The following is an 18,506-nucleotide window of genomic DNA, read 5'->3' on the forward strand; positions in this document are numbered from 1 at the left end:
CTTTCGGCGGGTCTCACCGGTCAGTGCCGACCAGCGGGTGTCACGACCCTAATGGCAGACTGGAGCCCATGTCTGGAACTGTGCTCGACGGGATCCTCGCCGGGGTTCGTGAGGACCTGGCCGGCCGCCGGGAGCAGGTCGGTGAGGCTGAGCTGCGGGCACGGTCGGCCGACGTCGCGCCCGCCCTCGACCCGATGCCGCACTTCCGGACTGCCGGCTCCAGCGTGATCAGCGAGGTCAAGCGGCGCAGCCCCAGCAAGGGTGCCCTGGCCGACATCCCCGACCCGGCCGTGCTGGCGCAGGCCTACGCACGCGGCGGTGCCGGGGCGATCTCCGTGCTGACCGAGGAGCGCCGCTTCGGCGGGTCCATCGCCGACCTGGCCGCCGTCCGTGCCGCCGTCGACATCCCGATCCTGCGCAAGGACTTCATCGTCGAGCGCTACCAGCTGCTCGAGGCACGTGCCCACGGCGCCGACCTGGCCCTCCTGATGGTGGCCAACTTCCCTGACCCCGGCCACGACGGCGACGCGCAGCTCCGCGACCTGCACGACTACGCCCGCGAGCTCGGACTCACGCCGCTGGTCGAGGTGCACGACGAGGCGGAGACCGAACGGGCGATCGCGATCGGCGCGGAGCTGATCGGGGTGAACGCCCGCAACCTCAAGACCCTCGAGATCGACGACACCGTCTTCGGCCGGCTCGCCCCGCTGATCCCGGCGGACCGGGTGAAGGTCGCCGAGTCCGGGATCTTCAGCCCGGTGGACGTGAAGCGCTTCGTCGGCGAAGGCGCCCGCGCGGTGCTCGTCGGCGAGGCACTGGTGAAGGACGGCGACCCCGAGGCGGCCGTCCGCGCGATGACAGGAATCGAAGCATGACCACGCACCTGCACGAGACCACCAGCTTCGACGCCGACGCGCGCGGCTTCTTCGGTGGGGCGGCCGACGGCTTCGGCGGCAAGTTCATGCCCGAGGCCCTGATGAAGGCCCTCGACGAGATCGACGTCGCCTGGACCGAGGCCAAGGCCGACCCGGCGTTCGTCGCCGAGTTCAACCAGATCCTGCGCGAGTACGCCAACCTGCCCAGCCCGCTCTACGAGGCCAAGCGACTCAGCGAGACCCAGCTGACCGGGGGCCGCCGGATCCTGCTCAAGCGGGAGGACCTCAACCACACCGGCGCGCACAAGATCCGCAACGTCCTCGGCCAGGCCCTGCTGACCAAGCGGATGGGCAAGAGCCGCGTGATCGCCGAGACCGGCGCCGGTCAGCACGGGGTCGCCACCGCCACCGCCGCGGCCTACTTCGGTCTCGAGTGCACCGTCTACATGGGCAAGGTCGACACCGAGCGACAGGCGCTCAACGTCGCCCGGATGCGCCTGCTCGGCGCCGAGGTGATCCCGGTCGACACCGGCAGCGCCACCCTCAAGGACGCGATCAACGAGGCGTTCCGCGACTGGGTCGCCAACGTCGACCACACCGCCTACCTCTTCGGCACGGCTGCCGGCCCGCACCCGTTCCCGACCCTGGTCCGCGACCTCACCCGCGGCATCGGTGACGAGGCCCGGGCCCAGGTCCTCGAGCAGTACGGCGCCCTGCCGGATGCGATCGCGGCCTGCATCGGCGGCGGTTCGAACGCGATCGGACTGTTCACCGCGTTCCTCGAGGACCCGAGCGTGAAGATCTACGGCTTCGAGGCCGGCGGTGACGGCTTCGAGACCGGCCGGCACGCCGCCACGATCACGCAGAACGACGAGGGCGTGCTGCACGGGTCGCGCACCTACGTGCTCCAGGACGACGACGGCCAGACGATCGAGTCGCACTCGATCAGTGCCGGCCTGGACTATCCCGGGGTCGGACCGCAGCACTCCTGGTTGGCGAAGGCCGGCCGGGCGACGTACGAGCCGGTGACGGACACCGAGGCGATGGACGCGTTCGCGCTCCTGGCCCGCACCGAAGGCATCATCCCGGCGATCGAGTCCGCGCACGCGGTCGCCGGAGCACTGCGGATCGCCCCGACGCTGCCCGAGGGATCGACGATCCTGGTCAGCCTCAGCGGCCGCGGCGACAAGGACATGGGCACGGCGATGGAGTGGTTCGAACTGTGAGCAACACGACGAAGGCCGCCTTCGAGAAGGCGGCGTCGGAGAACCGTGCCGCGTTGGTCGGTTACCTGCCGGCGGGCTTCCCCGACGTGGCGGGCAGCATCGACGCACTGAAGGCGATGGTCGACGCCGGCTGCGACGTGATCGAGATCGGGCTGCCCTACAGCGACCCGGTGATGGACGGCCCGACGATCCAGGCAGCCGCCCAGATGGCGCTGGACGGCGGCGTCCGGACCGCTGACGTGCTGCGCACGGTCGAGGCGGTCGCCGCCACCGGCACGCCCACGCTGGTGATGACCTACTGGAACCCGGTGGAGCACTACGGAGGCGCCAGCCGACGTAGCGATGGACTCAGTGGGGTGGAGCGGTTCGCGAAAGACCTGGCCAACGCCGGGGGAGCGGGCCTGATCACGCCCGACATCACCCCCGACTACGCCGACGCCTGGATCGCTGCCGCGGATGCGCACGGGCTGGACAAGGTCTTCCTGGTCGCCCCGTCGAGCACCGACGAGCGGATCGCGCTGACCACGGCGGCCAGCCGGGGCTTCGTCTACGCCACCGGCGTGATGGGCGTGACGGGCGGCAAGCAGGCCTCGGCCGACCTGGTCGCCCCGCTGATCGCCCGGACCAAGGCCACCACCGGCCTTCCGGTCGGGGTCGGTGTCGGTGTCAGCACCGGTCGCCAGGCCGCCGAGATCGGCGCCTTCGCCGACGGGGTGATCGTGGGCAGCGCGTTCGTGCGCACCCTGCTGGACAACCTCGACGACCGTCGTGCCGGTCTGGCCGCGCTGAGCGCCCTCACCGACGAGCTCGCCACCGGTGTTCGGGCCCGTTAAGGGCGGCGCCGCGGCGCTGGTGGCTGTGCTCGTCGCGACCCTCACCGCCTGCGGTGGCTCCGAGCCCACTGCCTTCACCGGGGTCGTGCACGCGCCCTACACCGTGGCCGCGACGCCGCTGACCGACACCGACGGGGAGCCGATGTCGCTCGACGCGACGAGCAAGCCCCTCACCCTGGTCTTCTTCGGCTACACCCACTGCGAGGACTACTGCCCGCTGGTGATGAACAACCTCTCGGTGGCGCTGACCCGGCTCGACGACGCCGACCGCAAGAAGGTCGACCTGGCGTTCGTCACCAGCGACCCGGCCCGCGACACCGGTCCGGTGCTGGAGAAGTACCTCGGCCGGTACGGCGAGGACTTCATCGGTCTGACCGGCGACCTCGACGACATCGTCACGGTCGCCAAGTCGCTGGCCGTCTCCGTCGACGACGGCACCAAGCTGCCCGACGGCGGCTACGACCTCACCTCGCACAGCACGACCGTCTCGGCCTTGGCAGCGGACGGAACGTCCTCCATCCTGTGGACCATGTCGACCTCGTCGGCCGAGTTCGCGGCCGACATCACTGCGATCCTGCACGGAAAGGCTCCCGCCGCCTCATGATCCCGTCCAGCACCCTGCTGCCGCTCCTCGCCAGCAACATCCCGAGTCCCGACAACGGGGTCTGGCACCTCGGTCCGCTCCCGGTCCGCGGCTACGCGCTGTGCATCGTGCTGGGCATCGTCGTGGCGGTCTGGCTCTCCGAGCGACGCTGGGCGGCGCGCGGCGGGACAGCGGGGGAGATCACCGACATCGCCCTGTGGGCGGTGCCGTTCGGCATCATCGGAGCCCGGCTCTACCACGTCGCCACCGACCACGACCTGTACTTCGGGGCCGGCGCGAGCGCCTGGAACATGCTCTACATCTGGCACGGTGGGCTCGGGATCTGGGGTGGCGTGGCCGGGGGTGCGCTGGGCGCCTGGCTCGGCGCCCGCGGCAAGAACATCTCCTTCTCCGCGCTCGCCGACGTGGTGATGCCGACCCTGCTCGTCGCGCAGGCGATCGGGCGCTGGGGCAACTGGTTCAACCAGGAGCTCTACGGCCGCCCGACCACGCTGCCGTGGGGGCTGGAGATCGACCTGGAGCACCGCGTCCCGGGGTACGAGAACTTCACCACCTTCCACCCGACGTTCCTCTACGAGTGCCTGTGGAACCTGGCCGCCTTCGGGATCATCCTGTGGCTGGAGAAGCGCTACCGGATCGGCTTCGGTCGGGTGGGTGCGCTGTACGTGATGTTCTACACCGCCGGACGCGGCTGGATCGAGATGCTCCGGATCGACACCGTCGAGCTCGACCACGTGCTCGGTCTGAGGTTCAACGTGTGGACCTCGATCGTGCTCTTCGTCGCCGCCCTCACCTACTTCCTGGTGAGCCAGAGCCGGCATCCCGGGCGGCAGGAGAGCGTCTACCGGGGCGAGCGTGCGGGACGTGACGCGGCACACGGTGTCGAATCGGATCTCCCCGGGAACTAGCGTGCGACGCCAGTTCACACAGTGGTAACGTAACGCCTCGCTGGGCCAACGCCGTCCCGTGCAGCAATAGCGCAATAGATGGACGACCGAACAGGAGAGCATTCCTGTGCCCTATCAGCACTCGTTCCCGGCTCCGCAGGGCTTGTACGACCCGCGTTTCGAGCGTGACGCCTGTGGCGTCGCCTTCGTCGCGACCCTGACCGGAGTTCCCACCCACCAGATCGTCGCCCAGGGCATCACCGCCCTGGAGAACCTCGATCACCGTGGCGCCGCCGGCGCCGAGGTGAACTCGGGCGACGGTGCGGGCATCCTGATCCAGGTCCCCGACGCGTTCCTCCGGGCCGTCGCCGGGTTCGACCTCCCCGCGGCCGGGGCGTACGCCGTCGGCACGGCGTTCCTCCCGGGCGAGGAGACCCACGTCGCGAAGACCAAGGCGCTGATCGAGACGATCGCCGCCGAGGAGGGACTCGACGTCCTCGGCTGGCGCACGGTGCCGGTCGAGCCCGAGACGCTGGGACAGACCGCGCTCGCGGTGATGCCGGCCTTCGAGCAGCTCTTCGTCGCCGCCGCCGGCGCCCGCCAGACCGGCCTCGCGCTGGAGCGGCTCGCGTTCTGCCTGCGCCGCCGGGTCGAGGGCGAGACCGACGCCTACTTCCCGTCGCTGTCGAGCCGCACCATGGTCTACAAGGGCATGCTCACCACGAGCCAGCTCGCCGACGTCTTCCCCGACCTGCGCGACGAGCGGATGGCCTCCGCGATCGCGGTGGTCCACTCCCGGTTCTCGACCAACACGTTCCCGAGCTGGCCGCTGTCGCACCCGTTCCGCTACATCGCGCACAACGGTGAGATCAACACGGTGATGGGCAACCGGAACTGGATGCGCGCCCGTGAGGCGCTGCTGGACTCCGACGTCATCCCCGGCGACCTCGAGCGGCTCTTCCCGATCTGCACTCCCGGTGCCTCGGACTCGGCCTCCTTCGACGAGGTCCTGGAGCTGCTCCACCTCGGTGGACGCAGCCTCCCGCACGCGGTGCTGATGATGATCCCCGAGGCGTGGGAGAACCACGCCGAGATGGACGCCAAGCGCCGCTCCTTCTACGAGTTCCACTCCACCCTGATGGAGCCGTGGGACGGCCCGGCCAACGTCGTCTTCACCGACGGCACCCAGATCGGTGCCGTCCTGGACCGCAACGGTCTGCGCCCCGGCCGCTTCTGGGAGACCGACGAGGGTCTGGTCATCTACGCCTCGGAGGCCGGTGTCCTCGACGACATCGACCCCGCCCGGATCGTCCGCAAGGGTCGCACCCAGCCGGGCAAGATGCTGCTGATCGACACCGAGCAGCACCGGATCATCGAGGACGACGAGATCAAGGACCAGCTCGCCTCGGAGCAGCCCTACGCCGAGTGGCTGCACGCCGGCGTGATCAAGCTCTCCGACATCCCCGAGCGCGAGCACATCATCCACTCGCACGCCTCGGTCACCCGTCGCCAGCAGGTCTTCGGCTACACCGAGGAGGAGCTCCGCATCCTGCTCACCCCGATGGCCAACACCGGCGCCGAGGCGCTGGGGTCGATGGGGACGGACTCGCCGATCGCGGCGCTGTCGTCGAAGCCGCGCCTGATCTTCGACTACTTCGCCCAGCTCTTCGCCCAGGTGACCAACCCGCCGCTGGACGCGATCCGCGAGGAGCTCGTCACGAGCCTGGCCGGATCGATCGGCCCGGAGTCGAACCTGCTCGAGCCGGGTCCGGCCTCGTGCCGCCAGATCGTGCTGCCGTTCCCGGTCATCTCCAACGACGACCTGACCAAGATCCGGCACATCAACCGTGAGGGCGACCACGCCGGCTTCATCACCCACGTCTCGCGCGGCCTCTACGAGGTCGCCGGCGGTGGGGCTGCGATGGCCGAGCGCCTGGAGGAGATCTGCGCCGAGGTCAGCGCAGCGATCGCCGAGGGTGCCCGCATCGTCGTGCTCTCCGACCGTCACTCGACGGCCGAGCTGGCGCCGATCCCGTCGCTGCTGCTCACCGCCGCGGTCCACCACCACCTGGTCCGGGAGAAGACCCGCACCCAGGTCGGTCTGCTGATCGAGGCGGGCGACGTCCGCGAGGTGCACCACGTCGCGCTGCTGATCGGTTACGGCGCCGCCGCGGTCAACCCCTACCTCGCGATGGAGTCCGTCGAGGACCTCGCCCGCGAGGGTCACTACGTCACCGTCGCCCCCGAGGTCGCCGTCAAGCACCTGATCAAGGGGCTCGGCAAGGGCGTGCTCAAGGTGATGTCCAAGATGGGCGTCTCCACGCTGGCCTCCTACACCGGCGCCCAGCTCTTTGAGTGCGTCGGTCTGTCGCAGTCCGTCGTCGACAAGTACTTCGCCGGCACGTCGTCCAAGCTCGGCGGCGTCGAGCTCGACGTCATCGCCGAGGAGGTCGCCCTGCGCCACGCCCAGGCCTACCCCCGTGACGGCGTGGCCCCGGCGCACCGCGAGCTCGAGATCGGTGGCGAGTACCAGTGGCGTCGCGAGGGCGAGCCGCACCTCTTCGACCCGGAGACGGTCTTCCGTCTCCAGCACGCCACCCGGCAGGGTCGTTACGACATCTTCAAGCAGTACACCTCGCGCGTGGACGAGCAGTCCGAGCGCCTGATGACGTTGCGTGGGTTGTTCAAGTTCAAGGACGCCGACACGACCGGCCGGGCGCCGATCTCCATCGACGAGGTCGAGCCGGTCGAGACGATCGTCAAGCGCTTCTCCACCGGTGCGATGTCCTACGGCTCCATCTCCAAGGAGGCGCACGAGACCCTCGCGATCGCGATGAACCGGTTGGGCGCCAAGTCCAACACCGGTGAGGGCGGCGAGGACCCGGAGCGGCTCTACGACCCGGAGCGTCGCAGCTCGATCAAGCAGGTCGCCTCCGGACGCTTCGGCGTCACGAGCGAGTACCTGACCAACGCCGACGACATCCAGATCAAGATGGCGCAGGGCGCCAAGCCCGGCGAGGGTGGCCAGCTGCCCGGCCACAAGGTCTACCCGTGGGTCGCCAAGACCCGTCACTCCACCCCGGGTGTCGGTCTGATCTCGCCGCCGCCGCACCACGACATCTACTCGATCGAGGACCTGGCGCAGCTGATCCACGACCTGAAGAACGCCAACCCGGCGGCTCGGGTCCACGTGAAGCTGGTCGCCGAGGTCGGGGTCGGCACGGTCGCTGCGGGTGTCTCGAAGGCGCACGCCGACGTCGTCCTGATCTCCGGCCACGACGGTGGTACCGGGGCGTCGCCGCTGACGTCGCTCAAGCACGCCGGTGGTCCCTGGGAGCTCGGCCTCGCCGAGGCCCAGCAGACCCTGCTGCTCAACGGCCTGCGCGACCGGATCGTGGTCCAGACCGACGGCCAGCTCAAGACCGGTCGGGACGTCGTCATCGCCGCGCTGCTCGGCGCGGAGGAGTACGGCTTCGCCACCGCTCCGCTCGTCGTCTCGGGCTGCATCCTGATGCGGGTCTGTCACCTCGACACCTGCCCGGTGGGTGTCGCCACCCAGAACCCGGTGCTGCGCGAGCGGTTCAGCGGCCAGGCCGAGTACGTGGTCAACTTCTTCACCTACCTCGCCGAGGAGGTGCGCGAGATCCTGGCGTCGCTGGGCTTCCGCTCGCTCGACGAGGCGATCGGCCAGGTCAACGTGCTCGACGCGCGTGACGCCATCGACCACTGGAAGGCCTCGGGTCTCGACCTGGCGCCGATCTTCCACCAGGTCGAGCTCCCCGAGCAGTTCGCCGACCAGGACCTGCGCCACACCCAGGGCCAGGACCACGCGTTGGAGAAGTCGCTCGACGTCACCACGATCCTGCCGCTGGTGCAGCCGGCCCTCGAGTCCGGCGAGCCCGTGCGCGCCCAGCTCGCGATCCGCAACATCAACCGCACGGTCGGCACGATGACCGGCCACGAGGTGACCAAGCGTTACCGCGGTGCCGGTCTGCCCGAGAACACGATCGACCTCACCTTCATCGGTGCCGCCGGTCAGTCCTTCGGCGCCTTCATCCCGCGCGGCATGACGCTGCGCCTCGAGGGCGACGCCAACGACTACGTCGGCAAGGGGCTCTCCGGTGGCCGGATCGTGGTGCGGCCGGACCGCGCCGCCACGATCAAGGCCGACGAGCACATCATCGCGGGCAACACGATCGCCTTCGGTGCGACCTCGGGCGAGATCTTCGTCCGCGGTGGCGTCGGCGAGCGTGCCGCGGTGCGCAACTCGGGTGCCACCGTCGTCACCGAGGGTGTCGGCGACCACGGGTGCGAGTACATGACCGGTGGGCGAGTGGTCGTCCTGGGCAAGACCGGCCGCAACTTCGCTGCCGGCATGTCCGGTGGCTACGCGTTCATCCTCGACTTCAAGCAGATCCGGCTCAACGGCGAGCTGGTCGAGGTCGGGCCCGTCGAGGGCAAGCGTGCCGAGGAGCTCCACGAGCTCGTCCAGCGCCACCTCGACGAGACCGACTCCGAGGTCGCTCGCGACCTTCTCGCCGACTGGGAGGCGTCCGTGGGTCGCTTCTCGCTGATCATGCCGTCTGACTACAAGCGCGTCATCGAAGCCCAGGAGGAGGCCCGCGAGGAGGGCCTGTCCGAGGACGAGGCCGCTGCCCGCATCATGGAGGTGCTGCATGGCTGACCCGAAGGGCTTTCTCAAGGAAGGCCGCCAGGTCGGTACCCGTCGTCCCGTCGAGGAGCGACTGGGGGACTGGAACGAGGTCTACGCCGACGGTGGGATCGGTCGCAACCTGCTGCCGATCATCAACCTGCAGGCCAGCCGCTGCATGGACTGCGGGATCCCGTTCTGCCACTCGGGCTGCCCGCTGGGCAACATCATCCCGGAGTGGAACGACCTCACCTGGCGCGGTGACTGGGAAGGCGCGATGGAGCGCCTGCACGCGACCAACAACTTCCCGGAGTTCACCGGTCGGCTCTGCCCCGCGCCGTGCGAGACCGCGTGCGTGCTCGGGATCAACCAGGACCCGGTGACGATCAAGAACATCGAGGTCTCGATCATCGACAAGGCCTGGGACTCCGGATTCGTCCGTCCCCAGGCGCCCGAGTGGCTCTCGGGCAAGACCGTGGCCGTGATCGGGTCCGGCCCGGCCGGCCTCGCCGCGGCGCAGCAGCTCACCCGGGCCGGCCACACCGTGGCCGTCTACGAGCGGGCCGACGCCATCGGTGGGCTGATGCGGTACGGCATCCCCGAGTTCAAGATGGAGAAGGCCCACGTCGACCGGCGTCTGGACCAGATGCAGCGGGAGGGCACGGTCTTCCGGACCGGCGTCCACGTCGGTGAGGACGTCACCGGCACCGACCTGCGTGAGCGGTACGACGCCGTCGTGCTCGCCATCGGCGCCAGCGAGGCCCGCGACCTGCCGGCCACCGGCCGTGAGCTCAAGGGCATCCACCAGGCGATGGAGTTCCTGCCGCAGGCCAACCGGGTCGCGGTCGGCAAGCCGGCCACGACCGACGGCAGCGAGCAGATCCTCGCCACCGGCAAGCACGTCGTGATCATCGGTGGCGGTGACACGGGTGCGGACTGCCTCGGCACCTCGCTGCGCCAGGGCGCCGCCTCGGTGACCCAGCTCGAGATCATGCCCCGACCGGCGGACTCCACCGGTCGTGCCGACGACCGGCCGGGCAGCCAGCCGTGGCCGACGTACCCGATGATCTACCGCGTCTCCTCGGCTCACGAGGAGGGCGGCGAGCGGGTCTACGCCGTCAGCACCAAGGCGTTCCTCGGCGATGCCGACGGCAACGTCCGGGCGCTCAAGCTCGTCGAGGTCGAGTTCGTCGAGGGCAAGCTCACCGAGGTCGAGGGCACCGAGCGCGAGATCATGGCCGACCTGGTCCTGTTCGCGATGGGCTTCGTCGGGGTGGAGAAGCCGGGCCTGCTCGAGCAGCTCGGCGTCGAGCTGGACGCCCGCGGGAACATCGTCCGCGACGGCGCCTTCGCGACCACCGTCCCCGGCGTCTTCGTCGCCGGTGACGCTGGCCGCGGCCAGTCGCTGATCGTCTGGGCGATCGCCGAGGGACGCTCGACCGCAGCCGCCGTCGACACCTTCCTCACGGGCTCCTCGGCGCTGCCGACGCCGATCAAGCCGACCGACCGGCCGCTCGTCGTCTGACCCCAGCCGGTCAGCACCGACTCAGCACCGAACCAGCGCCCCGGGAGACCCCCGGGGCGCTGGTCATTTGATCGATCACACCCGCTAGGGTGGGTTCGTGAGGCGAGCGAAGATCGTATGTACCCTCGGGCCGGCAACGGCTTCGGAACGGCGGATCAAGGAGCTGGTCTACGCCGGCATGGACATCGCCCGGCTCAACATGAGCCACGGGGCGCACGAGGACCACGCCGAGCAGTACCGCGTCGTCCGGGAGGCCGCTGACGCCAGCGGCAAGGCGGTCGGCATCCTCGCCGACCTGCAGGGGCCGAAGATCCGCCTCGAGCGGTTCAAGCCGACCCCGGACGGTTCGAAGTGGCAGCTCCGCCGTGGCCAGGCCTGGACGATCACGACCCGTGACATCGACGGCGACGACACCATCTCCGGGACGACGTACAAGGGCCTCCCGGGCGATGTGAAGGTCGGCGACATGCTGCTCGTCGACGACGGTCGCCTGCGGCTCCGCGTCACCGGCGTCACCGATGGCACCGACGTCCACGTCGAGGTCCTCGTCGGGGGACCGGTCAGCGACCACAAGGGGATCAACCTCCCCGGCGTCGCGGTCTCCGTCCCGGCGCTGTCGGAGAAGGACATCGACGACCTGCGCTTCGCGCTCGCCCTCGGCGTGGACTACATCGCGCTCTCCTTCGTCCGCAACGCCGCCGACGCCGAGGACGTCCGCGCGATCATGCGTGAGGAGGGCCGGATGGTCCCGGTGATCGCCAAGATCGAGAAGCCGCAGGCGATCGACAACCTCGACGAGGTGATCGACGCGTTCGACGCGTTCATGGTCGCCCGTGGTGACCTCGGTGTGGAGTGCCCGCTCGAAGAGGTCCCGTTCCTGCAGAAGAAGATCATCAACAAGGCCCGGCTCAACGCCAAGCCGGTGATCGTCGCCACCCAGATGCTGGACTCGATGATCTCCAGCCCGGCGCCGACCCGCGCCGAGGCCAATGACGTCGCCAACGCCGTCCTCGACGGTGCCGACGCGGTGATGCTCTCGGCCGAGACCTCGGTCGGCGACTACCCGGTGCACACCGTCGAGACGATGGCGCGGATCATCTCCGCCACCGAGGCGCACGCCTTCGACTCGGGCAACATCGGCCACCTCGCCTCGATCGAGTGGGACCCCCACACCCGCGGTGGCGTGATCGCCAAGGCCGCCGAGGAGGTCGCCGAGCGGGTCGGCGCGAAGTACCTGGTCGCGTTCACCACCACCGGGGACTCCGCCAAGCGGCTCTCCCGCCTCCGCGGACCGATCCCGATCCTCGCCTTCACCCCGCACGTCATCGTGCGCTCCCAGCTGGCTCTGGCCTGGGGGATCGAGTCGTTCCGCGTCGACGAGGTCCAGCACACCGACGACATGGTCCGCCAGGTCGACGAGGCGCTGCTGCAGATCGGGCGCGTGGAGGAGGGCGACCTGGTGGTGATCATCGCCGGTGCGCCTCCGGGCATCCCCGGCTCCACCAACGCCCTGCGGATCCACCGGATGGGCGACGCGATCAACGAGGTCAGCCCCGCCTACAAGCGGGACTGACCACGAGTCGGGCGGGAGAGATACTCAGCCCTTCGGCCCGATCAGAAGGTCAAGCCGTTGGACGTGTTCTCGACGGTTCACGCTGATCGTCTTCGCGTTCGAGCGCTTCCACTCGATCTCGGCCAGGTCGAGAGCCCAGCAACAAAGGTTCAGGATGTCCTCGGAGACATTGGTGAACTGCCAACGAGGGTAGTCGTAGCGCCTTCTCTCGCCCGCGACGATTCTGCTTGCCCAGTTCTTCGACCGCGCTCCATCGGAGTGAAAGAGTCCGCGGAGGAACGCAGCCGGATGACGAAACACGATCCGGCGCTGCCAGTCGTCAAGCACGATCGGACGCAGATGCTTCCTGCCTGGTCCGTGTTGAGGGAACAGGCACGGCCAGTGCTGCCAATGCGCCTGGAGGTCGATGCCCCCAGTCTTCCGGACGCGGAAGACGCGCATCCCTGGTCGGACACGTCGCAAGATGTCCTCGACATCGAGAATGATCGCGGGCCACTTCAGGTCACAGGTGATCCGGAGAGCGTAGAACCTGGGCGCCCGAGAAATGTGCCCGTCCCCGAGGTAGTAGCCCAGCAGGGCTGCGTACGCAGCCTCGTCGAGGGGGACGGACTCACACCGAGGGCACTCGGCGGGGTGCGGTCTCGAGGGCGTCGTTTGCCAGCGCCGAATCGAGGTGCGACTCACGCCCGTGAGCTCGGCGACCGCCGCGACGGAAAAGCCCCGTTCGCTCAGTTCCAAGACGTCTTGCCGTACCGCCCACGAGTACACAATTCGCAGGCTGCCATGCGGCACCGACATGACCGCGGGGTGGATTCGGCGGGTACCCCGGGTCGGATTCGAACCGACACTGGATGTGGTTTGAGCACATTGTCTCTGCCGTTGGACTACCGGGGCGCTGTAGCCGGATCACCCTAGCCGATAGCCTGTGCTCGTGAGTCAGCCCCCCATCAGCCGTACGGTCGTCATCGCTGAGGACGAGGTCCTCATCCGGATGGACCTCGCCGAGATGCTCGCCGAGGAGGGCTACACGGTCGTCGGACAGGCAGGTGACGGGCAGGCAGCGATCGACCTGGCCACCGAGCACCGCCCCGATCTGGTGATCCTCGACGTCAAGATGCCGGTCCTGGACGGGATCGCGGCGGCCGAGGTGATCGCCCGCCAGCGGATCGCGCCGGTGGTCATGCTGACCGCGTTCTCCCAACGGGAGCTGGTCGAGCGGGCGCGTGACGCCGGGGCGATGGCGTACCTGATCAAGCCGTTCAACGCCTCGGACCTGGTGCCGGCCATCGAGCTGGCGGTCAGCCGGTTCACCGAGCTGTCCCAGCTCGAGGCCGAGGTGGCCGGGCTGACCGAACGGCTCGAGACCCGCAAGGCGGTCGACCGGGCCAAGGGCGTGCTGCAGGAACGCCTCGAGCTCTCCGAGCCCGAGGCCTTCCGCTGGATCCAGAAGACGGCCATGGACCTGCGTCTCTCGATGCGCCAGGTCGCCGACGGCGTGATCGAGCACGGCCCGGAGATCGCTTCCGGAAGTTAAATTCCTTCGCACGGGACCACGGCCTCCGCACCACGCGGGGACCGTGGTCCCTGCGTCATTTGAGGCTGAATTTCGCGTCTGAGTGGCGCTATTAACACTTGATTTCGTCGCGTAACGGTCCGGCAACGGTCGTTGACACCCCCCTCAGCAACTTCTAAGTTCGCCGTCACCAGTGCAACGGGGGACGGTTCTTGGTTCCTCCTGCGCCCCGCTTCTGAAGCAGTTTGAGAGGAAACGCATGAACACGCGCATCAAGGCGGTAGCCCTTCTGGCCACCGCGGCCGCGACCGCTGCCACGGTCTCGGCGTGCGGCTCGGACGACTCCAGTTCGAGCGACGGCGGCAAGACCCTCATCGTGGGTGTTGACCAGCCCTTCACCGGCGCCTCGAAGGACGCTGCCGATTCCATCTGGAACGCCATGGAGCTCTACCTCAAGAGCCACCCGAAGGCCGGCGACTACACCATCAAGCTGCAGAAGTTCGACGACGCCACCGCTGCCGCCGGCAAGTGGGACGCGGCGCAGTGCGCCAAGAACGCCAACGAGGCCGTCGGCACCAAGGACCTCGTCGCCGTCATGGGTACCTACAACTCCGGTTGTGCCCAGGTCGAGGTCCCGATCCTCAACCAGGACCCCGACGGTCCGCTGCTCATGGTCTCCGAGGCCAACACCAACCCCGGCCTGACGAAGGCGTGGGACACGGGTGACCCGGACAAGTACTACCCGACCGGCGTGCGCAACTACGCCCGCGTCGTCGCGACCGACGACTACCAGGGCACCGCTGGCGCCCAGATGGCCGTCCAGGACCTCAAGGTGACCAACTGCCTCGTCCTCGACGACGCTGAGGTCTACGGCAAGGGTGTCGCCCGTCAGTTCTCCAAGACCGCCAAGGACCTCGGCATCAAGGTGACCGAGGAGGCCTGGGACGGCAAGGCCGCCAACTACAACGCCCTGTTCAACAAGGCCAAGGCTGACGGCGTCGACTGCGTCTACTTCGGCGGCATCGAGGACAACAACGGTGCCCAGCTGATCAAGGACAAGGTCAAGATCATGGGCGACAACGCCAAGGTCAAGGTCATCACCCCTGACGGCTTCGTCGGTTACCCGGACTTCGAGGCGCTCCCCGAGTCCGAGGGCGTCTACCAGACCTTCCCGGGCCTGGGTCTCGACGACCTGGCCAAGACCGAGGTCACGGGCAAGTTCCTGACCGACTACGCGGCGGAGTACGGCGGCCCGCCGGCCAGCCCCTACGCGCTGTACGGCGTCCAGGCGCTGCAGGTGATCATGGCCGGTATCGCGGACTCCGACGGCACCCGCAAGGGCGTCAACGCGGCGGTCCTCGGTGACGGTGCCGATGTCACCATCCCCGCTGCTGAGGCCATCCTCGGCAAGGAGATCAAGATCGACCCCGCGAGCGGTGACGTCAACCAGATCGACATCACCATCCAGCAGATCACCGGTGGAAAGGCTGCGACGGTCAAGCCCTGGCCCGTGTCCTGACACTGAAGTGACGGGGGAGCCGGCATTCGCGCGCGAGCGCCGGCTCCCCCTTCCCTTTGCCACCACCGCGGACGATGATCGGCTCAGCGCCTCCGTCCTGCACCTATGAGTCTTCGAGGGAGAGTTCCTGTGGCCCAATCCGCCGCACCCGCCTTGCCCAAGGCGCCCCTCCGCGTCGGCGTGATCCTGGAGCGGGCCTCGGCCTACGCAGTGATCACCGCCATCGTGGTCTGGCTTCTCGCCAACGCGTTCAAGAGCCCGTCGACGTTCGCCTCGGCGATCGTCTTCGGCATCAGCAACGGGGCGCTGTACGCGCTCCTCGCCCTGGGCTACTCGCTGGTCTACGGGATCATCGAGCTGATCAACTTCGCCCACGGCGACCTGTTCATGCTGGGCACGTTGTTCAGCGCCTTCGTGATCGGCACGCTCTTCGACCAGACCGGAGGTACCAGCCTGACCGGCTGGCTCGCGTTGGTAGCGGCACTCGTGCTCTGCGCCGCTTTCTGTGCGCTGATCAACGTCGCGATCGAGTTCCTGGCCTACCGCCGGTTGCGGCACGCGCCCAAGCTGGCGCCCCTCATCACCGCCGTCGGGATGAGCTTCGTGCTCCAGTTCGTCGGCCTGAAGTGGAACGGCTCCTCGCCGAAGTCGGTCGCCTCCGTGCTTCCCTCGGGCGGCTTCACCATCGCCGGCATCGACTTCTACTGGTCGTACACGATCGCGTTCCTGCTCACGATCCCGGTCCTGCTGGCGGTCAGCTGGCTGGTCACCAAGACCCGGATGGGCAAGGCCATGCGCGCCACCGCCCAGGACCCTGAAGCCGCGCGCCTGATGGGGATCAACGTCAACCGGATCATCTCCCTGACCTTCGCCCTCGGTGGAGCGCTCGCCGGGGTGGCGGCCGTGATGTACGCCCAGACCATCGGCACCGTGCGCTACAGCCTCGGCCTCCAGCTGGGTCTGATCGCCTTCACCGCGGCGGTCCTCGGTGGGATCGGATCGCTCTCGGGCGCCGTGCTCGGCGGCTTCCTGATCGGCATCATCCAGGCGCTCAACGAGGGCGCCGCCTACGGGGCCGGACAGCGCTGGACACAGAGCGTCGTCTTCGGCGTGCTGATCCTGATGATGGTCTTCAGACCGGCCGGACTGCTCGGTGTCAACGTGAAAGAAAAGGTATAGCGATGGCCTCCGCAACCGCGGCGCCGCGAGCGCCGAAGACACCCAAGACGATCGGCGGCTCCGTCGATCGCACCAACCTGCGCTGGCCGATCGGATTCGCGATCGCCGCCGTCGTCGTCTTCGTCTTCTACGGCTTCATCCTGCCGAACCTGGGGGAGTCCATCCAGGACGTCTTCCGGAACTGGCTCCCGCTCGACCAGATCAACCTCGCGCTGATCTGGGCGATGAGCGCGCTGGGGCTCAACATCGTGGTCGGCTACGCCGGCCTCCTCGACCTCGGGTACGTCGCCTTCTGGGCCTTCGGTGGGTACACCACGGCCTGGTTGATGTCCTCGTTCATCCCGACGTCGAAGCCGATCGACCTCGGTGGCAACGTGCCGGCAGGAGCGACCCAGGGCGTCCACATGAACGTCGTCCTGGTGATCATCGCCGCGGCGGTGGTCTGTGCCTTCATCGGCATCCTGATCGGCACCCCGACGTTGCGACTGCGCGGCGACTACCTGGCCCTGGTCACCCTCGGCTTCGGTGAGATCACGGCCCAGTTCTTCCTCAACGGCGACGACATCGCCGGCCACAACATCAGCAACGGTGCCCAGGGCATCGGGCCGATCGACAACATCAACGGGATCAAGGTCAGCGACGGTGAGGTCACCTGGGGGCCACTGCTCGCCTTCGACCACATCGGACGGTTCGTGATCTTCGCGATCCTGATCGCGATCATCATCTTCGTCTCGCTGCGGATCCGGCGCGGCCGTCTCGGCCGGGCCTGGCTCGCGATCCGTGAGGACGAGCTCGCCGCCAGCGCGATGGGGGTCTCCCTGGTCAAGGCCAAGCTGTCGGCGTACGCCGTCGGCGCCGCCGCCGGTGGTCTCTGCGGTGTCGCCTACGCCCTCCAGCTGGGCCGGCTGCTGCCGGACCCGTTCAGCTTCTCGGTCTCGATCACCCTGCTGGCGATGGTCGTGCTCGGTGGCATGGGCAACGTCTGGGGCGTCCTGATCGGTGCGCTCTTCCTGTCCTGGTTCAACAGCACCGGCCTGGGCGAGATCGGCTCCACGGTCAACGACTCGTTCGGGACCTCGATCGACTTCTCGTCGTACACGTTCCTGATCTTCGGTGGCTCGCTCGTCCTGATGATGCTGTTCCGTCGGGAGGGCTTCTTCCCGGAGAGCCGCACCCGTGCGGTGATGCACGAGGGGGAGGCCGACGACCCGTTCGCCGAGACCCCTTCCGATGAGATCGTCGAGATCAGCAAGGACGAGACCCCGTGAGCGCCGAGACCATGCCGACCCCGTCGGCCCCCGCGACCGACGCACAGCCTGCGCTGGTCGCCAGCAACGTCAGTGTCACCTTCGGTGGCCTGGTCGCCGTGAACAAGGTCGACTTCGTCGTCCCCGACAAGTCGGTCGTCTCCCTGATCGGTCCCAACGGTGCTGGCAAGACGACGTTCTTCAACGCCCTGACCGGTCTCTACCAGCCCGACCCCGGTGGTCGGGTGGTGCTGGGGAGCAAGGACGTGACCGGGCTCAAGCCGCACCGGATCGCCTCGCTCGGCTTGGCGCGGACGTTCCAGAACATCCGTCTCTTCGGTCTGATGACGGCCGAGGAGAACGTCAAGGTGGCGATGCACTCCCACCTGCGCTCGGGGGTCTTCAGCACCGTCTTCAAGCTGCCGCGGCAGCGCCGCGAGGAGGTCGAGGCACACGACTTCGCCCTCGAGCTGCTCGACTTCGTCGGGATCGGCCGGTCCGCGCACGACTACGCCCGCAACCTGTCGTACGGCGACCAGCGCCGGCTGGAGGTCGCACGGGCGTTGGCGCTCAAGCCCAAGGTGCTCCTGCTCGACGAGCCGACCGCCGGCATGAACCCGAACGAGTCGGCCGACTTCGTCCGCTTCGTCCACCGGGTGCGTGACGAGCGGGGGGTCTCGGTCCTGCTGATCGAGCACGACATGTCGGTGGTGATGCGCGTCTCGGAGCGGATCACGGTCCTCGACCGCGGCGAGAAGATCGCCGAAGGCACGCCGGAGGAGGTCCGGACCAACCCGCGGGTGGTCGAGGCCTACCTCGGTTCGGCAGCCGGGGACGACCACATCACCATCGCCGACGACGAGTGACTGAGAGA

Annotated in this window: 14 protein-coding genes, 1 tRNA gene and 1 pseudogene; 13 read left to right on the forward strand and 3 right to left on the reverse strand. The window is 68.5% G+C overall.

The features are described 5' to 3' along the window. Positions 1–68 precede the first annotated feature (68 nt). The 8 genes from trpC to pyk all read left to right on the forward strand — a co-directional run bounded on the left by trpC (position 69) and on the right by pyk (position 12,174). Positions 69–875, forward strand: a complete 807-nt coding sequence (gene trpC, locus ACZ5J1_RS04860; RefSeq protein WP_464563049.1) for an indole-3-glycerol phosphate synthase TrpC — start codon at positions 69–71, stop codon at positions 873–875. Continuing rightward, positions 872–2,101 (forward strand): tryptophan synthase subunit beta, encoded by a 1,230-nt coding sequence (gene trpB, locus ACZ5J1_RS04865; protein WP_464563050.1) that lies wholly within the window; start codon positions 872–874, stop codon positions 2,099–2,101. Before trpC ends, trpB begins: the two co-directional genes overlap by 4 nt. Beyond that, positions 2,098–2,934, forward strand: a complete 837-nt coding sequence (trpA, locus tag ACZ5J1_RS04870; protein ID WP_464563052.1) for a tryptophan synthase subunit alpha — start codon at positions 2,098–2,100, stop codon at positions 2,932–2,934. Before trpB ends, trpA begins: the two co-directional genes overlap by 4 nt. Beyond that, positions 2,918–3,538 carry an SCO family protein gene (locus ACZ5J1_RS04875; RefSeq protein WP_464563053.1) on the forward strand — a complete coding sequence of 207 codons (621 nt, stop codon included), beginning with the start codon at positions 2,918–2,920 and terminating at the stop codon, positions 3,536–3,538. Before trpA ends, ACZ5J1_RS04875 begins: the two co-directional genes overlap by 17 nt. After that, entirely contained in the window at positions 3,535–4,446 is a 912-nt protein-coding gene (gene lgt / locus ACZ5J1_RS04880; protein ID WP_464563055.1) for a prolipoprotein diacylglyceryl transferase, read from the forward strand. The genes ACZ5J1_RS04875 and lgt overlap by 4 nt, the downstream gene beginning before the upstream one ends. Before the next feature lie 106 nt (positions 4,447–4,552). Continuing rightward, entirely contained in the window at positions 4,553–9,109 is a 4,557-nt protein-coding gene (gltB, locus tag ACZ5J1_RS04885) for a glutamate synthase large subunit (RefSeq protein ID WP_464563057.1), read from the forward strand. Further along, on the forward strand, positions 9,102–10,601 hold the full coding sequence (locus ACZ5J1_RS04890) for a glutamate synthase subunit beta (RefSeq protein ID WP_464563059.1): 1,500 nt from the start codon (positions 9,102–9,104) through the stop codon (positions 10,599–10,601). The genes gltB and ACZ5J1_RS04890 overlap by 8 nt, the downstream gene beginning before the upstream one ends. A gap of 97 nt (positions 10,602–10,698) precedes the next feature. Beyond that, positions 10,699–12,174, forward strand: coding sequence for a pyruvate kinase (pyk, locus tag ACZ5J1_RS04895; RefSeq protein ID WP_464563060.1), 1,476 nt, complete (start codon positions 10,699–10,701; stop codon positions 12,172–12,174). A 24-nt stretch (positions 12,175–12,198) separates the two neighbouring features. On the opposite strand, the gene ACZ5J1_RS04900 is transcribed toward pyk, so the two are convergent. The 3 genes and pseudogenes from ACZ5J1_RS04900 to ACZ5J1_RS04910 form a co-directional block, all read right to left on the reverse strand. After that, positions 12,199–12,501 carry a hypothetical protein gene (locus tag ACZ5J1_RS04900; RefSeq protein ID WP_464564834.1) on the reverse strand — a complete coding sequence of 101 codons (303 nt, stop codon included), beginning with the start codon at positions 12,499–12,501 and terminating at the stop codon, positions 12,199–12,201. 375 nt (positions 12,502–12,876) lie between these two features. Further along, positions 12,877–12,972, reverse strand: a pseudogene (locus ACZ5J1_RS04905) (hypothetical protein); the annotation flags it as partial. A gap of 23 nt (positions 12,973–12,995) precedes the next feature. After that, positions 12,996–13,068, reverse strand: a tRNA-Leu gene (locus tag ACZ5J1_RS04910). A 97-nt stretch (positions 13,069–13,165) separates the two neighbouring features. Between ACZ5J1_RS04910 and ACZ5J1_RS04915 the strand changes: the two genes are divergently transcribed. The 5 genes from ACZ5J1_RS04915 to ACZ5J1_RS04935 all read left to right on the forward strand — a co-directional run bounded on the left by ACZ5J1_RS04915 (position 13,166) and on the right by ACZ5J1_RS04935 (position 18,498). Next, complete coding sequence (locus ACZ5J1_RS04915; protein WP_464564711.1) at positions 13,166–13,708, forward strand: ANTAR domain-containing response regulator; 543 nt, start codon at positions 13,166–13,168, stop codon at positions 13,706–13,708. Between the two features lie 238 nt (positions 13,709–13,946). After that, positions 13,947–15,206 carry a branched-chain amino acid ABC transporter substrate-binding protein gene (locus ACZ5J1_RS04920; RefSeq protein WP_464563062.1) on the forward strand — a complete coding sequence of 420 codons (1,260 nt, stop codon included), beginning with the start codon at positions 13,947–13,949 and terminating at the stop codon, positions 15,204–15,206. 129 nt (positions 15,207–15,335) lie between these two features. Further along, positions 15,336–16,385, forward strand: a complete 1,050-nt coding sequence (locus ACZ5J1_RS04925; RefSeq protein ID WP_464563064.1) for a branched-chain amino acid ABC transporter permease — start codon at positions 15,336–15,338, stop codon at positions 16,383–16,385. 2 nt (positions 16,386–16,387) lie between these two features. Further along, positions 16,388–17,653 (forward strand): branched-chain amino acid ABC transporter permease, encoded by a 1,266-nt coding sequence (locus ACZ5J1_RS04930; protein WP_464563066.1) that lies wholly within the window; start codon positions 16,388–16,390, stop codon positions 17,651–17,653. After that, entirely contained in the window at positions 17,650–18,498 is an 849-nt protein-coding gene (locus tag ACZ5J1_RS04935) for an ABC transporter ATP-binding protein (protein WP_464563067.1), read from the forward strand. The genes ACZ5J1_RS04930 and ACZ5J1_RS04935 overlap by 4 nt, the downstream gene beginning before the upstream one ends. Positions 18,499–18,506: the final 8 nt, after the last annotated feature.

Source organism: Nocardioides sp. JCM 18999 (genome assembly GCF_055391175.1).